Raw genomic sequence first — 13,173 nt, forward strand, 5'->3', positions numbered from 1 at the left:
CGCTGGTGAGCATCGCTATTATTTTTTGGTGTGGTAACTCAAAAATAATTTCTTCTTTGCTCACCCTCTTTTATCTAGCAACTTGGGTTAATTAATCACTTGAATTATAAAAAAAGTTTGGGATGCCGGAAGAGGTAAGGCAATAATGTTAAAGCAAGTATGCCACTTAATATTACAAAGCCTGCAACCAATCCATGATTGCCATAAAATGCAGCCTGGCTTTTATCGGAATGCAGGAATGCAGTTGTGCATATAACTGCAATAACGATAACTGCTATGGCAACATCATAGCTTTTAAAACTGTTGTTTTTTGCAAACAGGTAAAAAAACATGCCCGTTAACGTTAAAACAATCATTGTTGCAAATGTTATGGAGAAGAAATTAAACCAGGCTGCAGGTTCGTAATTGGTGATACTTCTGAAAATAACTTCATAAATAACATTAATAAGTGTTGCTGCCATACCTGTAAGCGCACCTGCCAGCAAGGCTTTTGAGAAGGCTGGAAAATATTCAGGTTCTTTCATAACTATATATTTAAATGAACTAATCGTTACTTAATACAATGCAGGTATCTGTAACTTTCAAATAAGCATATTGATTGTTACTGATATATCATACAATCGTTGTTCCAAAACATATATCTTTTATTAACCCGCTTAAGAAAGCAGTGCAAAAACATGAATATTGCCGTATTATTATAGTTACGGCCTCAGAAAACAACACTGCCCGTTATTTTAACAATACGTAACAGCAGCATTATTACTCAATATTTACAATTAGTGTATAATTTTCGGTACATGTTATACGCGGAAAATGGTACATGAGATCATGTAACAATTCACAAAGTGTCATATTCCGGGCCGGGCAACAGGCCGGCCTACTTGTTATTTCAGCCACATCGGTTTAAGTTTTATTATTTTTTTATAGACGGGGCAGTCTTCCGCATGGGCGCCCGGCAGATAGCCGCTGCTCATTAAAAATTCGTTTACAATTTCACCGCCGGTAAACCTGAAATGCTTTTTAAAAAGTTTTACCCATTCTTCTTTTGTTAATGGATGATTTTTATCAAGCCATTTTTTAAATGAGCCATGTTCTTTTTGTATCTCCAATATTTTTTTTGCATTCTCAATGGCCGCATTAATTTTTAAACGGTTGCGTATAATACCTGCGTCGTTGAGTAAAGTGTCTATTTTCTTTTGATTATATTTTGCAACCTTCTTTACATTGAAATTATCATAAGCTTTAAAGAAGTTATCCTTTTTATTCAGTATAGTTGTCCAGCTTAAACCAGCCTGGTTAATTTCAAGTACAAGGCGGGCAAATAATTCATCATCATCTGCAAGCGGAAAGCCATATTCTTTATCGTGGTAATGTTTGTGAACATTATCGTTATTTAACGCGGCAACATAACTGCAATAGCTCATAAGATTTGTATTATAGAGAAATAAAAATACATGCTCAGAGTTATTGTTTGGCATGATTTTGTAAACATATTATTCAAACGGTGATTCTCTATTAACCTTGTTATTCTTTACTAACATGAAGAATAGAAATTAAAAGAGATAAGCGTTTAGGAAGGTGTACTTCAAACTGAGGCACACCTTTTATTTTTATGGGCTTTACATTTTTATGTTCTTAAAAATTTAATGCATTTTCATTTATAGTATATGCTATTGAATTTACAATTTGGTAATATACCAAAGCTTATCAAATCATAGTTTCGCACCACTTAAACAAAGAGCATAAGCAACAAATTACACAGCAATGCAAGCATTCCGTTTACAGTTATAAAACAATCATATTCAAGACAAAAAAATTTGTAAGCATCAGCTTAGACTTGTAGCTTGCTTATCCTTTTCTGGAAAAGAACCTTTTGTCTGTACCCGCTTGTTTTATCCATATTTAAAAGGCCGCTAAAGGCGGACATGTACTTGTATTGCCCAAAAAATAAAATGAACCATTATGATGAAAAACTTACATGCTATTTGTGCATTTGTAATATGCCTGCTGGCAATTACAAATCCAATAAATGCACAACAAACCAGCGCTGCAGTTGCAGGCGTTGTTCAAAATGAAAATGGCAGCCCGGTTTCAGGTGCGGCTGTTACTGTGAAAAATGCAGGCACGGGTTTTTCCACCGGTGTTTTAACAGACAGCTTCGGACATTATGAATTTAAAAGCCTGCCCGCCGGCGGACCTTATACTTTCAGCTTCTCTTATGTTGGCTATACAACAAAAACAATGAGTAACTATCAGCTTAATGCAGGCCAGTCAGTTACTATTGATGCGCAATTAACCGATCTTTCTTCATCGCAGTTAAATGATGTGGTGGTAGTAGGTTATGGCACGCAAAAGAAAGAGAATCTAACCGGCGCCGTAGCACAAACTTCCGGCGAAGTATTAAAGAACCGTTCTTTATCAAACATTACACAGGGCCTGCAGGGCGTGGTGCCTAACCTTAACCTTATACCGCCCGATGGCAAGCCTTACTCATCCGCCGCTTATAATATCCGCGGTAACACATCAATAGGCCAGGGTGGTAATGCCCTGGTATTGATTGATGGCGTGCAGGGCGACCCAAGCCTGCTTAATCCAAACGACATTGCATCGGTGAGCGTGCTGAAAGATGCATCATCAGCCGCTATTTATGGTGCCCGCGCTGCTTATGGCGTTGTATTAATCACAACAAAAACACCTTCAAAAGAAAAAGTAAGCGTTACTTATTCTTCCAACTATTCATTAAAAAGGCCAACCACCGTTCCGGATATTGTTTCAAACGGTTATCAATATGCGCTGATGTTTGATTCTTCATGGAGCGCCTGGAACGATTATTCCCAATCGCCGCAGAATATTAATAAAACACAACCCTATTCACAAGGCTATATTGAAGAATATGCCAAAAGAAATGCAGACCCTTCTTTGCCTAAAGTAGAAGTTGGGCCCGATGGTAATTATGTATATTATGGCAACACAGACTGGTATGACCTCTTGTATAAAGACAACACGTTTGCAATGGACCAGAATGTTTCTGTTTCGGGCAGCAGTGGAAAAACCAGTTTTTATATCACGGGCCGTTATTATAACCAGGATGGCATTTTCAATTATAATCCTGATGATTATGATATGTACAATTTTACGGCAAAGGGCTCAATACAATTAACGCCCTGGCTGCAGGTTACAAATACCACCATGTATAACAGGCGCAAGTATCACAATCCTTTGAATGTGGGCGAAGGCGGTGGTATATGGCGCAACCTTGCTGATGAAGGCCATCCATCTTCCATGTTATTCAATCCTGACGGAACACTTACTTTTTCTGCAGCTTATACAGTAGGCGATTTTGTATATGGAAAGAATGGGATTGATTTGTTAGATGAATTCTTTAAAAACACAACTGGCTTTGTAGCCAAAGTTGCCGGCGATCATTTACGTATCAAAGGCGATTTTACTTTTCAAAAAAACAACACCGATCAAACAAGAAAAAGAGTGCCGGTTCCATACAGCAACGCGCCCGGCGTAATAAATTATGTTGGCACCACAACAAATGATATTACCAAAACCATAGGTAATACCGATTACAATGCAGCCAATCTTTATGCTGAATATGAAAACACTTTTAATGATCATTATATTAAAGGATTGATAGGATATAACTATGAACAATCAGTATATAACAATACAGTAACGCAAAGGAACGGGCTTATTTTTCCTGACGCAGATAATATTAATCTTGCTTTGGGCCAAAGTATAAATACTTCGGCTGGTTATGAAAAATGGGCCATACTGGGCGGCTTCTTCCGTGTGAATTATTCTTTTAAAGACAGGTACCTGGTTGAAGTAAACGGCCGTTATGATGGCTCATCAAAATTCCCGTCAAACCAGCGCTACGCATTCTTTCCTTCCATATCTGCCGGATGGCGTGTATCAAAAGAATCTTTCTGGCATGTATCACCAAAGTTTATTACCGATTTAAAAATAAGAGGTTCTTATGGCTCTTTGGGTAACGGGAATATCAATTCTTATGTATTCCAGGAACAACTGATGATCAGTCAAAGCTCCCGTGTTATAAACGGTGTGCTGCCGCAGTACACCAGGGCCCCGGCAGTTCTGCCCGATGGATTAACGTGGGAAACTTCAACCACAGCCGATCTTGGCCTTGATCTCAGCATGCTTTCAAACAGGCTAAACTTTACGGCGGATATATATGAGCGTAAAACAACAGACATGTTCACTACCAGCCAAACATTGCCTGCTGTGTTTGGCGCCGATGAGCCAAAGGGAAATTATGCCGACATGAAAACAAGAGGCTGGGAGGCAAACATAAGCTGGCAGGATAACATCAATATTGGCAGCAAACCTTTTCATTATAACATTGGTTTCTGGATGTCTGATTATTCAGCCACCATATTAAGTTATAACAACGACCAGGGCAATCTGACCGACCATTATGCAGGTGAAAAACTTGGCGAAATATGGGGTTATACAAATGATGGTTACTGGACGGAAGCCGACGTGGATAAAGCTGCGGCAGCCCAGTCTTTTATAAAAGCTTCCAATACAGGCCAGTTTTTACCCGGCGATATAAAATTTAAAGACATTAACGGCGACGGCGTTATAAACAATGGAACCAATACACTCAGCGATCCGGGTGACCTTTCCATAATAGGCAACTCCACCCCGCGTTACAGCTATGGCATTACGGCCGGTGCGGAATACAGCAATTTCTTTTTCAGCATCTTCTTCCAGGGCGTAGGCAAACAGGATTGGTGGCCAGGCAGTGAAGCAGACCTTTTCTGGGGACAGTATAACAGGCCTTATAACTATATTTTTCAATCGCAGGTTAACAAAATCTGGTCTGAATCAAACCCCAATGCTTACTTCCCGAGATACAGGGGTTATGTGGCGCAGGGAACCGGGAGGGAATTGAATGTTAAGCAAACCAAATACCTGCAAAATGCACGTTACATACGCTTAAAAAATGTGCAGATTGGATATTCATTACCTAAAAGCCTGCTTTCAAAAATACACCTCACCGATGCAAGGGTTTACCTGTCGGGAGAAAACCTGTGGTCTTCTTCCCCGTTGTATAAAATAACCCGCGATATAGATGTGGAGAGCATTGGCAAATCAGATATTATCCTCACCGGGAATTCTAATAACGGCAACGGTAATAACTACCCGATATTAAAAAGCTTTACAGCAGGTATTTCTGTCACTTTCTAAAACAGCTTACAATGAAAATCAATCAATATATCAAACAGCTTTGCAGTGTATTAATGCTTGCTGCAGTATTTACATCGTGCACAAAAAATCTTGATCAAACGCCCGAAAGCACTGCCGACCGGGAAGCTATATTCAGCAGCGAGGATGGATTGAAATTATATACAAATTCGTTCTACAATATACTGCCCGACATTAATACGCCTTTCAGAACAGATTGCAACATGTCTGATTACGGCGCCACCAGTTCTGTGAGTGATTTTTTGCGGGAAGGTGGTTATACATCAAGGCAGGGCACAGGCTGGGACTGGAACGATTTACGTAACATCAATTATTTTATTGAGAATTGCACAAACCAGAATATTCCGCAGGAAATAAGAGATAATTATCTCGGTGTCGCCAGGTTCTTCCGCGCTTATTTTTATTTTGAAAAGATGAAGCGTTTTGGCGATGTGCCGTGGATAAACCAGCCTTTGGCAGTGGACGATCCTGCCCTGTTTGCAGGCCGCGATGCAAGAACGCTTATTACTGATTCTATAATTGCCGATCTTGATTTTGCCGCAGCACATATAACTCAAGAAGAAGATGAAACAAGAAGCACTATTACAAAATATGTGGTGTATGGTTTAAAATCGAGGGTATGTTTGTTTGAAGGCACATTTAGAAAATATCAAACATCTTACGGGCTTGAAAATACAGCAAACGGTTTATTACAGCAGGCTGCCGATGCTGCTAAAACGGTGATGGATGCAAACATATACCACCTGAATACGGCCGGTGACAGCCTGGCTTACCGCAACCTCTTTATAAGTGCAGCACCGGTTGCCACTGAAATAATGCTGGCAGATGTTACGAGCACCTCACTTGCTAAATACAATGACGCCAACTGGTATTTTACAAGCTCCACGTATGGTTCAAGGTTTAGTTTTATCCGCAAGTTTATCAATACTTATTTAATGCGTGACGGATCAAGGTTTACAGACATCCCGGGCCATGATACAGTTACATTTGCCAATGAAGTCAAGAGCCGTGACCTGCGTTTGCAGCAAACCATCCGCATGGGCGATTATAAACGTGTTACCAATGGAACGGTTATTCCCGGGCCACCTGTATTTTCTTATGTGTATACAGGTTACCAGCCTATAAAATGGTGCCTTGACGATATGTATTATGATGCCGGCGCATACAACACTAACTCTGTTTCTTTAATGCGCTATGCTGAAATATTGTTGAATTATGCTGAAGCCAAAGCGGAGCTGGGCACTATAACCGATGCAGACTGGGCCGCCACTGTTGGCGCACTGCGTCAAAGGGCAGGGATAACCACAGGCACTGCAACATTACCAACAGAACTTGATCCTTATATGCACGATAATTATTACAGCGATATATCAAATCCTGTAATCATGGAAATAAGGCGCGACCGCGGCATAGAGCTTACGCTGGAAGGTTTTCGCTTTTACGACCTGGTGCGCTGGAAACATGGAGAGCTGTTAACCGATGAATGGAATGGCATATATGTGCCTTCTGTTGACAAGCCGATGGACCTTAATGAAGACGGCATTTTAGATGTAAGCTTTTACATAACATCACCGGCAGACCCCATTGATGGCGTTACTTACCGGGATGTATCCAAGCCGCCGCAAACACTGGAACATGGCACTTATGGCGAACTGCACTGGCTTGATAATGTTTCAAGGGTTTGGGCAGATTATAAATATCTTTATCCCATTCCTTTTGATGACCTGCAGTTAAATCCTGCCCTTAAGCAAAACCCGGGATGGGAATAATTATAGTTTAACCAGGAAGCACCAGCATTTTAGCAATGCTGGTGCTTTTAAATTAAATGAGATGAAGAAAATATTAAGTATCGTTTGTTTAATATTAATTGTAAGCTGCAGTGAAGCGCAGCAAATAAAACACGTAGTATTAATCACCATTGACGGTTTTCGCCCGGATTTTTATCTTGAAGATAAATGGCACACGCCTAACCTTAAAATGCTGATGCAGCAAGGCTTTTACGCCAAAGGCGTGAACAGCGTTTTTCCGTCCATGACCTATCCTTCACACACAACAATCGTAACCGGTGTGCAGCCTGCAAAGCATGGCATTTATTATAACGGCATGTTTGAACCTGATACAATAAAAGGTAAAATATACTGGAACTATGCTTCCATTCATGTTCCCACTTTATGGCAGGCTGTGCATGATAAAGGCGGAAAAGTGGCGGCTTTATTCTGGCCTGTATCTGCCGATGCGCCTGCCGACTATTTAATTCCTGATAACGGCAGCATGGGTGAAGCCAACCGTATTGTTTATTCAAAACCTGCAGGGTTTATTGAAACATTACAAAAAGATGTTTTTAATGACACAGGAAAAATTAATTATGGAGTTGATCATAATGTGGCGCAAATAGCAGCTTATGTAATTAAACAGGCAGCACCTGAGTTAATGACGGTGCACTTCTTTTCAGTAGATCATTTTGAACATGCACAGGGCCGCGAAGGTGAGCTTGTGGAAAAAGCTATTTCAGATGCCGACAGCGCCGTTGGCATTGTATGGAAAGCCATACAGGAAAAAGGCATCGCAGATAATACGCTGTTTATTGTAACAGGCGATCATGGTTTTGAAACGGTGACAAAATCTGTAAACCCGAATGTGTGGCTGAAAGAAGCCGGCCTCATTACCGGTTTAAAAAATGGCGACTGGAAAGCAAGGTTTTTATCTGTTGGCGGATCAACTTATTTATATCTTAAAAACAGGGATGATAAAGCAACGCTTGATAAGGTAAATTCCATATTGAATAACCTGCCCGATTCTGTCAAACAATACTTACGCATTATCAGCAGGCAGCAGTTAAACAGCATTGGCGGCAACCCTGAAGTTGAGTTTGCCATCAGCGGTTTAAACGGCATTTCATTTGGCAATGCAGAAAACGGGGAGGCTATTAAATCAATAAAAACAAGTGGCACACACGGTTACTTTCCCGATACAAAAAATATACGCACGGGTTTTATTGCGTTTGGAAAAGCGGTTAATAAAGGTTCTGTTGATGAAATGAATGAAAGAGATATAACATCTGTTGTAATAAAAGCATTGGGATTAAATTTTCCAACAGCAGAAGGCAAACTGCCAAAAGGATTATTTAAATAAACGGGAAAGGATTATAAAAAACGAAGGGCCTTAACCGGGCCCTTTGTTTTTGTGATATGTAAAGCAAACAATTATTGATTTATAGAGTTAACCAAACATAGTTAACTGAACTGCGGCCTGGTTAAAATAAAAAGTTTCTTTTATTGCAGGCGCATTATTTTTTATATGATACACTTCCGTTTCATGATAGCGGCTTGCCACAACAATTTTTGTTTCACCTGCATGTTGCAAAAACGTTTGTTCAACCAGTTCCGGCGTATTATTATTGCTGGATAGATGTGACAAGATAAGGTGCGTAAGCTTATCAGAACGGTGCATATTAAAAAGCTCAAGCGCTTCTGCGTTTGATAAATGCCCATTGCCGCCACTGATGCGCTTCTTTAAAAACCAGGGATAACCACCGGCAGCCAGCATTGCACCATCATAATTAGCTTCGAGAAAAACAGCATTGCATTGTTTGAAATGATAGATAACCTGCTCGCATGCTTTACCGATGTCTGTAAATACGCCTATGCATACATCTTCACCGTTCTGAATAATAAAACTATGCGGATCGCAGGCATCATGCAATTTGGCAAAAGCTTTTATGGTAAGGCCGCCGATCCTTATACGTTCATTGGAACAAAAATGATGAACCTGCTCAGGCTGCAGCTTAAACCGGCAATTGCGCAAAGTGGTTTCTGTTATATAAACCGGCAAGGCATGTTTTTTTGCCAGCGATTCAATACCATTTATGTGGTCATCGTGCTCATGCGAAATAAAAACCGCTTTTACCTTTTGCATGGAGAGGCCAAGCCTGTTCATTCTTTTTTCTGTTTCGCGGCAGGAAATACCGGCATCAATTAAAACAGCTTCGTTGTTATTGCCTACATAATAACAATTACCGTTACTGCCTGAATTTAATGATGCGATGAACAGAGACATGCGGCAAATTAATCAGCTTACAACACAATGATGCATTTGGGGAAATATATTTTTTGCAGCTATGAGCGGAGAAGCGGGTTATGAGCCATGAGCTTTTGAGCTGCGAGCTTAAACTTTATATCTTCAATACCCGCTTAAAATTTTTCAGTTCATCAATTTCCACAGGCGTAAGCGGCTGGTTATTGTTGTATTTGGTTTGAAGAAATAAAACGCGTTTATGTTGAGGGTATTTGGCGAGTATCGCATCAATAATATCGCCTGCAACTTTATCTTTTTCATATAAGGGTTTGGGTTCCGGCAATTCAGATTTAAAACGGTTGGGCATTTTCTTTATCACCGCTTCAAGCGTTGCAAGTTTTGCCGGTGAAAAATCTTTTATAGCTGCTGCTTTTCCATGCAAACCCTGTAATTGTTTTTTGCTCAGGCTTCCTCTTTTTTGATATTGCTGGTAAATGCTGATAACAAATGATGAAACAGGATAGGCAAGAATACAAGCTTCCAGCGCTTCATTAATAATATCAAGGTCTGATGGTTTTTTATTCACCTGTTTCATTGGCTGTTAAAATTATACGGTTTTCCATCAAAATAAATAATTCAACAAACTTCATAATTACAAAAGGCTAATTTATTTTGCATATACTCCGTTCCAATGGTATCAAAAACATTTTTAAGTTTAATCATTGGCTGTATTTCAACAATTGCAATGTACGGCCAGGCTGCTGTGAATTACGGCAACAACCCCGCAGCGGGAAAATATTATAATATCCGCGGCATAAGAATGTACTGCGAAATATATGGCAGTGGCAAGCCATTATTAATGATACACGGCAATGGCGGGAGCATTGGTTCATTTGCCGGCAACATTCCTTATTTCGCCAAAAGATATAAAGTAATTGCAGTTGACAGCCGCAGCCAGGGCAAATCCATTGATACAAAAGATTCCCTGAGTTTTGAAATGATGGCCGATGATTTTGCCGTTCTGCTCGACACACTGCGCATTAAATCGGCATACATTTTAGGCTGGAGCGATGGCGGCATTACTGCATTATTGCTTGCCATAAGGCATAAGAACAAAGTGGCAAAGCTGGCATCAACCGGCGCAAACCTCTGGCCCGATTCAACGGCGCTTATGCCCTCTTCCTGGAAAAGCATGAATAACCAGTACAAGGCATCTTACAATAAAAAACGAACCACCTATAAAGAGAAGAACGACTGGAAATTATTTATGCTCGATTTTAAACAACCGCATATTTCACTTTCATCTTTAAAACAAATAAAATGCCCTGCACTTATAATTGGCGGAGATCACGATCTTATCCCGGTAAAGCACACGGCATTAATTGCACAGAATATTCCGAAAGCGCTTTTATGGATCGTTCCCAATTCAGGCCATGCAACATTGCAGGAACACAAAGAAGATTTTAATAAAAAAGTGGATGCATTTTTTCAAAGCAATTAAGTAAACCTGAAGAATAAAACAGGCAACTAAGATTTTTAATAAAGGATATTTTATTCAGGCTCCGCCATTTCCTGTTATATGCAATAATGCATCAAAATAACTATTGCTTAACATTTATTGTTTTCCCCTATTTTTGTCCGCCACAAAAAATCAGGTATTGCTTTATGACTGAAACATTATTTCTTCTCGTGCCGGTTATGGGTGTAATCGGGCTGTTTTACACATTTATAAAATTTAATTGGGTAAGTAAACAAGATGCCGGTAATGATCACATGAAAACGATCAGTACTTATATAGCCGAAGGCGCTATGGCATTCTTAAAAGCTGAATGGAAAATCTTAGGATATTTTGTTGTAATCGTTGCCTTGTTGCTGGGTGTAATGGCCAGCAGCAACCCGCATTCGCACTGGGCAATTGCCCTTGCCTTTGTCATAGGCGCGGTTTGCAGCGCCACTGCAGGCTATATAGGAATGAAAGTGGCCACAAAAGCCAATGTGCGTACAGCCCAGGCAGCCAGGACCAGTTTATCCAAAGCTTTAAAAGTTTCTTTTACGGGCGGCTCTGTTATGGGGCTTGGCGTTGCCGGTCTTGCCGTATTGGGTTTAAGCGGCCTGTTTCTTATTTTAAAACAACTGTTTGCAGCGGATGCACCGGTTAATTCTGAAGAAATGTTCCGCACCATTGAAATACTTACCGGTTTCTCACTCGGTGCAGAATCCATTGCATTGTTTGCCCGTGTGGGCGGCGGTATTTATACCAAAGCTGCCGATGTGGGCGCTGACCTCGTGGGAAAAGTGGAAGCAGGCATTCCTGAAGATGACCCGCGTAACCCGGCTACCATTGCCGATAATGTGGGCGATAATGTGGGCGATGTTGCCGGCATGGGCGCTGACCTTTTCGGTTCTTATGTGGCCACCGTTTTAGCCACCATTGTATTGGGGCAGGAAGTTACTGCGCCGGGCGGCGGTATTTTAACCGGCGCCTTCGGCGATATGGCGCCAATTCTTTTACCCATGCTGATCGCGGGCATTGGTGTTATCTTTTCTATTATTGGCACTTTGTTCGTTAAAGTAAGCGATGCTGCCGGTATCAATACATCTAATGTGCAGAAAGCGTTGAATATGGGTAACTGGGGTTCTATTATTCTTACGGCTATCGCCAGCTTTATACTTGTAAAATATATTTTGCCCGACCAAATGGAACTGCGTGGTTTTGAATTTACCAGCAATGGTGTATTAGGCGCAATTTTCACCGGCCTTGCAGTAGGCACTTTAATGAGCATTATCACAGAATATTATACGGCAATGGGCAAACGCCCTGTTATGAGCATTATCCGCCAGTCTGCCACAGGACATGCAACGAATGTTATCGGCGGCCTGGCAGTTGGCATGGAATCTACATTGCTGCCTATCCTGGTGCTTGCAGGCGGTATTTATGGTTCTTATGCTTTTGCTGGATTATACGGCGTTGCCATTGCAGCCGCCGGTATGATGGCCACTACAGCCATGCAGTTGGCAATAGATGCTTTTGGGCCCATCGCTGATAATGCAGGCGGTATTGCAGAAATGAGCGAGTTGCCAAAAGATGTGCGTGAAAAAACCGACGTGCTGGATGCTGTGGGTAATACAACCGCTGCTACCGGTAAAGGCTTTGCCATTGCCTCAGCAGCATTAACCGCACTGGCCTTATTTGCCGCATTTGTAGGTGTTGCAGGTATTTCGGGTATTGATATTTATCATGCTGATGTATTAGCTTCTTTATTTGTTGGCGGCATGATACCATTTATATTTTCTTCGCTGGCTATACGTGCCGTTGGGCAGGCAGCTATGGCAATGGTGGAAGAAGTGCGCAGGCAGTTCAGGACCATTCCCGGCATTATGGAAGGAACGGGCAAACCGGAATATGAAAAATGCGTTGCCATTTCCACCAGCGCTTCCATTAAAAAAATGATGCTGCCCGGCGCTATTGCCATTATCTCCCCTCTTATTATTGGTTTCTTATTAGGCCCTGAAGCATTGGGCGGATTTTTAGCAGGCGCTACCGTTAGCGGGGTATTAATGGGTATGTTTCAGAACAATGCCGGCGGCGCATGGGACAATGCAAAAAAATCATTTGAGAAAGGCGTGGAAATAAACGGTGAAACTTATTACAAAAAGAGTGAGCCGCATAAGGCATCTGTAACAGGCGACACTGTTGGCGATCCGTTTAAAGATACATCAGGCCCTTCTATGAATATCTTAATTAAACTGATGAGCATTGTATCGCTGGTAATTGCGCCCACGCTGGCACAGATATACCATACAAAAGACACTGCATCTGTTCAAAAACATAAAACAGAAATAACAGCTACTGTTATAAAAAAATAAGAACAGCCTGCCAGGTTCAGGAACCTGGCAGATTAAAAAAATTGTTTTTAA

Annotated in this window: 9 protein-coding genes; 5 read left to right on the top strand and 4 right to left on the bottom strand. The window is 41.1% G+C overall.

Going from position 1 to position 13,173, the window contains the following annotated elements:
• Positions 1 to 104: 104 nt before the first annotated feature.
• Together BM015_RS18620 and BM015_RS18625 are read right to left on the bottom strand one after the other, a co-directional pair.
• The gene (locus BM015_RS18620) at positions 105 to 524 is read right to left on the bottom strand and encodes a hypothetical protein (protein WP_090662381.1); all 420 of its coding nucleotides are present in this window, start codon (positions 522 to 524) and stop codon (positions 105 to 107) included.
• 360 nt (positions 525 to 884) lie between these two features.
• Positions 885 to 1,424 carry a DNA-3-methyladenine glycosylase I gene (locus BM015_RS18625; protein ID WP_090662382.1) on the bottom strand — a complete coding sequence of 180 codons (540 nt, stop codon included), beginning with the start codon at positions 1,422 to 1,424 and terminating at the stop codon, positions 885 to 887.
• A 538-nt stretch (positions 1,425 to 1,962) separates the two neighbouring features.
• Here BM015_RS18625 and BM015_RS18630 point away from each other — a divergent pair.
• The 3 genes from BM015_RS18630 (at position 1,963) to BM015_RS18640 (ending at position 8,373) form a co-directional block, all read left to right on the top strand.
• Positions 1,963 to 5,223: a SusC/RagA family TonB-linked outer membrane protein gene (locus tag BM015_RS18630; RefSeq protein ID WP_090662384.1), complete on the top strand. Its 3,261-nt coding sequence runs from the start codon at positions 1,963 to 1,965 to the stop codon at positions 5,221 to 5,223.
• 11 nt (positions 5,224 to 5,234) lie between these two features.
• Positions 5,235 to 7,010 (top strand): RagB/SusD family nutrient uptake outer membrane protein, encoded by a 1,776-nt coding sequence (locus tag BM015_RS18635; RefSeq protein ID WP_090662386.1) that lies wholly within the window; start codon positions 5,235 to 5,237, stop codon positions 7,008 to 7,010.
• A 61-nt stretch (positions 7,011 to 7,071) separates the two neighbouring features.
• Positions 7,072 to 8,373 (top strand): alkaline phosphatase family protein, encoded by a 1,302-nt coding sequence (locus BM015_RS18640; RefSeq protein WP_090662388.1) that lies wholly within the window; start codon positions 7,072 to 7,074, stop codon positions 8,371 to 8,373.
• 87 nt (positions 8,374 to 8,460) lie between these two features.
• Here BM015_RS18640 and BM015_RS18645 read toward each other — a convergent pair whose 3' ends face one another.
• Both BM015_RS18645 and BM015_RS18650 read right to left on the bottom strand, forming a co-directional pair.
• Positions 8,461 to 9,297: an MBL fold metallo-hydrolase gene (locus BM015_RS18645; protein ID WP_090662390.1), complete on the bottom strand. Its 837-nt coding sequence runs from the start codon at positions 9,295 to 9,297 to the stop codon at positions 8,461 to 8,463.
• A gap of 115 nt (positions 9,298 to 9,412) precedes the next feature.
• Complete coding sequence (locus BM015_RS18650) at positions 9,413 to 9,850, bottom strand: hypothetical protein (RefSeq protein WP_090662392.1); 438 nt, start codon at positions 9,848 to 9,850, stop codon at positions 9,413 to 9,415.
• A gap of 96 nt (positions 9,851 to 9,946) precedes the next feature.
• On the opposite strand from BM015_RS18650, the gene BM015_RS18655 reads away from it, so the two are divergent.
• Entirely contained in the window at positions 9,947 to 10,756 is an 810-nt protein-coding gene (locus tag BM015_RS18655; protein ID WP_090662394.1) for an alpha/beta fold hydrolase, read from the top strand.
• A 164-nt stretch (positions 10,757 to 10,920) separates the two neighbouring features.
• A complete protein-coding gene (locus BM015_RS18660; protein WP_090662396.1) occupies positions 10,921 to 13,122 on the top strand; it encodes a sodium-translocating pyrophosphatase in 2,202 nt (733 codons plus the stop codon).
• The last annotated feature ends 51 nt before the right edge of the window (positions 13,123 to 13,173 follow it).

The sequence above is a fragment of the Parafilimonas terrae genome (genome assembly GCF_900115755.1).
Taxonomy (GTDB): Bacteria; Bacteroidota; Bacteroidia; order Chitinophagales; family Chitinophagaceae; genus Parafilimonas; species Parafilimonas terrae.

Bases quoted from the DNA above. Each gene is read 5' to 3' on its own strand.
- BM015_RS18650 (WP_090662392.1), bottom strand. From the start codon at position 9,850: ATGAAACAGGTGAATAAAAAACCATCAGACCTTGATATTATTAATGAA.
- BM015_RS18655 (WP_090662394.1), top strand. From the start codon at position 9,947: ATGGTATCAAAAACATTTTTAAGTTTAATCATTGGCTGTATTTCAACA.
- BM015_RS18660 (WP_090662396.1), top strand. From the start codon at position 10,921: ATGACTGAAACATTATTTCTTCTCGTGCCGGTTATGGGTGTAATCGGG.
- BM015_RS18640 (WP_090662388.1), top strand. From the start codon at position 7,072: ATGAAGAAAATATTAAGTATCGTTTGTTTAATATTAATTGTAAGCTGC.
- BM015_RS18645 (WP_090662390.1), bottom strand. From the start codon at position 9,297: ATGTCTCTGTTCATCGCATCATTAAATTCAGGCAGTAACGGTAATTGT.
- BM015_RS18635 (WP_090662386.1), top strand. From the start codon at position 5,235: ATGAAAATCAATCAATATATCAAACAGCTTTGCAGTGTATTAATGCTT.
- BM015_RS18620 (WP_090662381.1), bottom strand. From the start codon at position 524: ATGAAAGAACCTGAATATTTTCCAGCCTTCTCAAAAGCCTTGCTGGCA.
- BM015_RS18625 (WP_090662382.1), bottom strand. From the start codon at position 1,424: ATGAGCTATTGCAGTTATGTTGCCGCGTTAAATAACGATAATGTTCAC.
- BM015_RS18630 (WP_090662384.1), top strand. From the start codon at position 1,963: ATGATGAAAAACTTACATGCTATTTGTGCATTTGTAATATGCCTGCTG.